General features: G+C 74.1%; 7 protein-coding genes. All 7 read right to left on the bottom strand.

The annotated features are described in order from the left end of the window. Positions 1-69: 69 nt before the first annotated feature. Positions 70-894, bottom strand: coding sequence for a tryptophan synthase subunit alpha (gene trpA / locus ACIQOV_RS27160; protein ID WP_401052826.1), 825 nt, complete (start codon positions 892-894; stop codon positions 70-72). 2 nt (positions 895-896) lie between these two features. After that, positions 897-2,159, bottom strand: coding sequence for a tryptophan synthase subunit beta (gene trpB / locus ACIQOV_RS27165; protein WP_380546877.1), 1,263 nt, complete (start codon positions 2,157-2,159; stop codon positions 897-899). A gap of 68 nt (positions 2,160-2,227) precedes the next feature. After that, positions 2,228-2,377, bottom strand: a complete 150-nt coding sequence (trpM, locus tag ACIQOV_RS27170; RefSeq protein ID WP_188296911.1) for a tryptophan biosynthesis modulator TrpM — start codon at positions 2,375-2,377, stop codon at positions 2,228-2,230. A 10-nt stretch (positions 2,378-2,387) separates the two neighbouring features. Beyond that, entirely contained in the window at positions 2,388-3,194 is an 807-nt protein-coding gene (gene trpC / locus ACIQOV_RS27175; protein ID WP_359910194.1) for an indole-3-glycerol phosphate synthase TrpC, read from the bottom strand. A 297-nt stretch (positions 3,195-3,491) separates the two neighbouring features. Further along, a complete protein-coding gene (locus ACIQOV_RS27180) occupies positions 3,492-3,932 on the bottom strand; it encodes a DUF2752 domain-containing protein (RefSeq protein WP_401052831.1) in 441 nt (146 codons plus the stop codon). Between the two features lie 102 nt (positions 3,933-4,034). Next, positions 4,035-4,298 carry an HGxxPAAW family protein gene (locus ACIQOV_RS27185; RefSeq protein WP_401052834.1) on the bottom strand — a complete coding sequence of 88 codons (264 nt, stop codon included), beginning with the start codon at positions 4,296-4,298 and terminating at the stop codon, positions 4,035-4,037. Positions 4,299-4,434: 136 nt separating this feature from the next. Further along, positions 4,435-5,019, bottom strand: coding sequence for a TIGR02234 family membrane protein (locus tag ACIQOV_RS27190; protein ID WP_380354812.1), 585 nt, complete (start codon positions 5,017-5,019; stop codon positions 4,435-4,437). Positions 5,020-5,031: the final 12 nt, after the last annotated feature.

A 5,031-nucleotide genomic window follows, 5' to 3' on the forward strand; every position in this document is an offset into this window, starting at 1 on the left:
CCCGCGAAAAGCCGACGGCCCTCCACTCCCCGGGGAGTGGAGGGCCGTCGGCCGGATGTTCCTACCGCGTCAGCTCCTGCGGACGCCCTGCGCCAGCTCTCCGGCGAGGGCCCGCACCGCGTCCAGCGCCGCCGCCTCGTCCTCGCCCGCGGCCAGGATCCGCTTCACGAACGCCGACCCGACGATCACGCCGTCCGCGAACCGGGCGACCTCGGCCGCCTGCACCGCGTCCGACACCCCGAGCCCGACGCAGACCGGCAGGTCCGTCGTCGCCCGGGTCCGGGCGACCAGGTCCTCGGCCATCGACCCGACGGCCGACCGCGTCCCGGTCACGCCCATCACCGCGGCCGCGTACACGAACCCGCTCCCGGCCGCCGTGACCTCCGCCAGCCGCGCGTCCTTGCTGCTGGGGGCGACCACGAACACGGTGTCCAGCCCGTGCTCGTCCGCCGCCTTGCGCCACTCCTCGGACTCCTCCACCGGCAGGTCCGGCAGGATGCACCCGGCGCCGCCGGCGGCCGCCAGGTCCGCCGCGAACCGCGCCACGCCGTAGCGGTCGACCGGGTTCCAGTACGTCATCACGAGCACCGCGGCCTCGGGGTGCGCCGAGGAGACCTCCTGGACGGTCCGCAGCACGTCCTTGATCCGCACGCCGCCCCGCAGCGCGATGTCGTCGGCGGTCTGGATGACCGCGCCGTCCAGCACCGGGTCGGAGTGCGGCAGCCCGACCTCGACCACGTCGCAGCCGCCCTCGATGAGCGCGTTGACCGCCCGGATGCCGCCGTCCACGGTCGGGAACCCGGCCGGCAGGTACCCGATCAGCGCGGCCCGGTCCTCGGCCTTGGCGGCCGCCAGGACACCGCTCAGCTTGCCGGCGCTCAGCTTGGAAGTCATGATCACTTACCCCCCTCGGCGGCGCCGTCGCCCGCGCCGCCGGCCTGCTCGTCGTACAGGCCGAAGTACTCGGCCGCGGTGTGCATGTCCTTGTCCCCGCGCCCCGACAGCGAGACCAGGATGGTCGCCTCCGGCCCGAGCTCGCGCCCCAGCTCCAGCGCCCCGGCGAGCGCGTGGGCGCTCTCGATGGCCGGGATGATCCCCTCGGTGCGGGACAGCAGCCGCAGCGCCTGCATCGCGGCGTCGTCCGTGACCGGCCGGTACTCCGCCCGCCCGGTGTCCTTCAGCCAGGCGTGCTCCGGCCCGACCCCCGGGTAGTCCAGCCCCGCCGAGATCGAGTGCGACTCGACGGTCTGCCCGTCCTCGTCCTGGAGGACGTACGTCCGGGAGCCGTGCAGCACCCCCGGGTCGCCCTTGGTGAGGGTGGCCGCGTGCCGGGGCGTCTCGGCGCCCTCGCCCGCCGCCTCGCAGCCGATCAGGCGCACCCCGGCGTCCGGGATGAACTCGTGGAAGATCCCCATCGCGTTGGAGCCGCCGCCGACGCAGGCCACGACCGCGTCCGGCAGCCGGCCGGTCCGGTCGAGCACCTGCTGCCGCGCCTCGACGCCGATGATCCGGTGGAAGTCCCGGACCATCATCGGGAACGGGTGCGGCCCGGCGACGGTGCCGAACAGGTAGTGGGTGGAGTCGACGTTGGCGACCCAGTCCCGGAACGCCTCGTTGATGGCGTCCTTGAGCGTGCGGCTGCCGGACTTGACGGCCACCACCTCGGCGCCGAGCATCCGCATCCGGGCGACGTTGAGCGCCTGGCGCTCGGTGTCCACCTCGCCCATGTAGATGGTGCAGTCGAAGCCGAACAGGGCGCAGGCGGTCGCGGTGGCCACGCCGTGCTGGCCGGCGCCGGTCTCGGCGATGATCCGGGTCTTGCCCATCCGCCTGGTGAGCAGCGCCTGGCCCAGCACATTGTTGATCTTGTGCGAGCCGGTGTGGTTGAGGTCCTCGCGCTTGAGCAGGACGCGCGCGCCGCCCGCCTCGGCGGAGAAGCGGTGCACGTCGGTCAGCGGGCTCGGGCGCCCGGTGTAGTCCTTGAGCAGCGCGTCGAGCTCGGCGGCGAAGGCCGGGTCGGCCTTGGCCTTCTCGTACTCCTCGGCGACCTGCTCGACCGCGGCGACCAGCGCCTCGGGGATGAAGCGGCCGCCGTACGCGCCGAAGTAGCCGCGCGCGTCCGGCACCTGGGCGCCGGGCAGGTAGTCCTTTTCGGACATGGTGGTTTCCCTTGAACGGAGATGGACGACGATGACGTCTTCCCGGCCGGAGGTCGGCCGGACCGGATTCAGCCGGACGTCACGCGCCATCGCCGCCCCGGCACCTGCCCGGGCTCGCACCCGATGACGTACCGCACCCGACGCCCCAGCACCCGGCGTGCGGGTGCGCGGCAGCCGCGCGGGCGGCAACCGGGGGCGAGTCGGGCGGCGATCTTCATGGGATGGGTGTCAGTCCTTGTGCCGGACGGCGGGGTGGGCCCCGGCGGCGACCAGGTCGGCGACTGCGGCACGCGGGTCCTTGCCGGTCACCAGGGTTTCGCCGACGAGTACCGCGTCGGCGCCGAGGTTGGCGTAGTTGATCACGTCCAGCGGGCCGCGCACGCCGGACTCGGCGATCTTGACGATACCGTCCGGGATGGCGTGGGCGACGTTCTCGAAGGTGTTGCGGTCCACTTCGAGCGTCTTGAGGTTGCGGGCGTTGACGCCGATGATCCGGGCGCCGGCGTCCACCGCGCGCTTGATCTCCTCCTCGTCGTGCACCTCGACCAGCGGGGTGAGGCCGATCGACTCGGCGCGCTCGATCAGCGACACCAGGGCCGGCTGGTCGAGGGCCGCGACGATCAGCAGCGCGAGGTCGGCGCCGTGCGCACGGGCCTCCCACAGCTGGTAGGCGGTGACGATGAAGTCCTTGCGCAGCAGCGGGGTCTCCACCGCGGCGCGGACGGCGTCCAGGTCGGCCAGCGACCCGCCGAAGCGGCGCTGCTCGGTCAGCACGCTGATCGCGGCGGCACCGCCGGCCGCGTAGTCGACCGCCAGGGCGGCCGGATCGGCGATCGAGGCCAGGGCGCCCTTGGACGGGCTGGAGCGCTTCACCTCGCAGATCACCCGGACCCCGTCGCCCCTGAGGGCGGCGACGCCGTCCTTGGCCTCCGGTGCCCTGGCGGCGAGCTCCTTGAGCTCGTCCAGGGAGACCCGGGCCTGTCGCTCGGCGAGGTCCTCGCGGACCCCTTCGATGATCGAGTCGAGCACACTCACTCAGGAGCCCCCATCTTTTCTGCCAGTTGGTCGGCGCGAGTCGGCGGGCGACGGCCCACCGGCACTTCGATGGTATCGGCACCCGGGGGCGGGGGGCGCATCGGTTCGAACCACGTCTCGCGGACCGGACGCCCGCAACGGCGGTCCCCAGCTGCGGCTTCACCGGCCCCCCACCGGTTTTCGGACGGACTTCGCACCGGTTTAGGACGCTCTTCCGGCCGGAGCCGACCGGTGGCCGGGAACGCCGGTCGACGGGCCGGCTCTACGGCTCGACGGCTCGACGGCTCGACGGCTCGATCACACCAGCGGCGGTGCCAGCCCGGCGCCGACCGACGAGTTCCGCACCACGGTGAACACCAGCACCAGCAGCGCGATCAGCACCCAGCGCCGGGCCCCGACGGTGGTCCTGGGCGGCGGCCCGCCGGTCAGCGCGGCCCAGCCCCAGCGCAGCCAGAGCACCGCCAGCACCCCGAACAGCAGGACGGCGACGGCGTTGTCGTGCAGGGCGCCGGTGAGGTCCCCGTGGGTCAGCGCGTGGACGCAGCGCAGCCCCCCGCAGCCGGGGCACCACCAGCCGGTGGCGGTCAGGAAAGGGCAGTCGGGGTAGTGCCCGGGGGTGTTCGGGTCCACCACGGCGACGTAGGCGGTGGGGACGGCCACCGCCGCCAGCGCGGTCAGCGGCGGGCTCAGCCGGCGCAGCACGGGCGGCGGGGCGGAAGCGGTGGGGGCGGAGGTCACGCCCCGATTCTGCCCGGGTCGGGCCCGGACGCGACGAAACGGCGGGCGTGGCGCGCCCGCCGTTCCGATGTACGACAAACGTGTGGTGCGACGAACCCGTCGTCAGGCGGCGACGGCGACGCGGGCCTCGCGGGCCGCGACCTGCTCCTCGGCCGACTTGTAGACGTTGGTGCTGGCCTGCTGGCCCATGCCCGCGATGGACATGGCCTTGCCGACCACGCCGCCGGCCAGGACGACCGCCAGGCCGACCCAGACGAGCAGCACCGACGGCAGGATCATCGCGACGCCCGCGACGCCGAAGCCGACGAAGGAGATGACGACGCCGGTCCAGGCGGCGGGGGTGTGGCCGTGTGCTGCTGCTGCCATCTGAGTGGTGCTCCTTGGCTCTCGGGGCCCGGCCGGGCCTGCGGGGCCGCCGGCGGGTTGACGGGTTCCATTGTGCCGGGCCACACACCGGTGGCCCAAAGCGGGTGGCGGGTCTATCGCGTCACATGCGCGCAGCTCACACCGCGGTCGGGTCCTCGCCCCGGTCCAGGGCCTTCCACAGGTCCCCCGGCGTGTCGGTCTTCGCCGGGGCCTTGCGGGTCGGCGCCTCGTAGCGGCTGCCCATCGCGGGCCAGCCCCGGCCGTAGCGCAGGGTGAGCAGTCCGGCCAGGACGAGCAGCAGCCCGCCCACCAGCGCGACCCAGGGCCAGGCGGTGTGCGAGACCTCGGTGGCCGCCGAGCCGGTCAGCGCCAGCTTGCGGGCGGCCTCGGTGTCCAGCGCGGCGGTGTCACCCGCACCGGCCACCGAGGCGGCGGCCACGCCCAGCCCGGCCAGCAGCGTCAGCGCGCCGACCGCCAGCCGTCCGACGCCGCGCACCGCGAACACCGCGACGGCCGCGGCGAGGCCCACCAGGGCCAGCCCGCCGGGCAGTTCGGAGATCTTTCCGCCGCTGACGGACACGTCCAGGGTGCCGGCCCGGCCCTCGGCCCAGGTCCGCCCGACCGCGGTCAGCACCAGCACGGCGCTCAGCACGGTCAGCAGCAGCATCACGCCGAGGGTGCGGCGGCCGGGCTTGGCGGGGGCGGGGGTCTGCTCAGTCACCCGTCCACTATC

Origin of the sequence: Kitasatospora sp. NPDC091257, from assembly GCF_044757675.1 — a bacterium.
In the GTDB taxonomy this organism is placed as follows: Bacteria; Actinomycetota; Actinomycetes; order Streptomycetales; family Streptomycetaceae; genus Kitasatospora; species Kitasatospora lactacystinica.